Below are 1,183 nucleotides of genomic sequence, written 5' to 3'. Positions count from 1 at the left end.
GTTGTTGCGCCGCGAGCGGCAGGCGCGGTTGAACCTGGGCGATCCGCTCGCCGACCATCTGGCGGGCGCGGATCACGTCGGAGCCGCGCTCGAATAGGATTTGCACCGACGACAGCCCGAGCACCGACTTGGACCGCAGCGTCATCAGCCCGGGGACGCCGTTAACCGCCGTCTCGATCGGCACCGTGACGAGGCTTTCCACCTCCTCGGTGGAGAGGCCCGGTGCCTCGGTCTGGATTTCCACTATAGGCGGGGCAAACTCGGGGAACACGTCGAGCGGGACATCGCGCCCGGCGCGCACGCCTAGGACGACGAGCAAGCCCGCGAGCGCGAGGACGAGGACGCGCTGGGCGAGCGCGAAATGAACGAGCCGGCCGAGCATCAGTGGGCCGCCCCGAACTCGGTCCCGAACAGCTCGGCCGCGCCCGCGGTCACGACCTGGGCCCCGGGGGCGAGGCCGCGAGCGAGCAGCGCACGCCCGCCGCTCTCGGACGCGACCTCGATGCGCTGGCGGACGAAGGTGTCGGGCGCGGTCTTCTGATAGACCCATTCACCGCCGTAAATGTCCCGCAGGATCGCCGCGGACGGCACCGACAGTCCTTGGGTCTGCCCGGTGAGCGGTAGGTCGACCGCGACCCGCTGCCCGACCCAGAAGGCGCGGTCGCGATTGTCGATCGCGTAGTAGAGGTCGACCGTGCCGGCTGCGGTGTTGGCGGACGGCGGAGCCTGCACGGGACGCGCGGCGCGCGGCGCCCCGCCTTCGCCCAAGGTGCGAACGGTAGCCGCGGCATCGCGGCGCACATCGCCCATGTCGCTGCCGAATACCGACGCCCGCACCCATAGCACCGGCTGTGATCCGAGCGTCGCGACCGCCGGTCCCAGCAACCGGCGCTGCTGGCGGGCGGCGCCGAACGCGGCCTGGGCCGCTGCGAGCGCTGCGGCGGCCTCGTCGCGCGCGCGCACGCTGCCCGCTTCCTCGCGCACCAGCGCGTCGGCGCGGTTGAGCGCGATCCGCGTCAACCGCGCCTGCGCGGTCGCACGCGCCAGTTCGGCGTCAGCGGCGGCCTGCTGGCTCCCAATCTGCTGGAGGTTGGTGGTCGAGTTGACGGGCACCCCGTTCGCGCTGATCGGCGGAACGACGATCTCGCCTGCGACCTGGCGAGTGGCCGTGGCCGACCCGCCG

2 protein-coding genes are annotated in these 1,183 nt (G+C 72.4%); both read right to left on the bottom strand.

What is annotated here, in order from left to right; genetic code table 11:
- Positions 1–382, bottom strand: a 382-nt coding sequence (locus tag AC58EF_RS28515) for an efflux RND transporter permease subunit (RefSeq protein ID WP_497279734.1), incomplete at its 3' end; no start/stop codon positions are given.
- Positions 382–1,183, bottom strand: an 802-nt coding sequence (locus AC58EF_RS28510) for an efflux RND transporter periplasmic adaptor subunit (protein WP_497279732.1), incomplete at its 5' end; no start/stop codon positions are given. The genes AC58EF_RS28510 and AC58EF_RS28515, both read right to left, overlap by 1 nt.

This window comes from Sphingobium sp. WR1, from assembly GCF_059693745.1.
The sequence above is the reverse complement of the archived record's forward strand: the minus strand, read 5'-3'. Positions and strand labels throughout refer to the sequence as shown.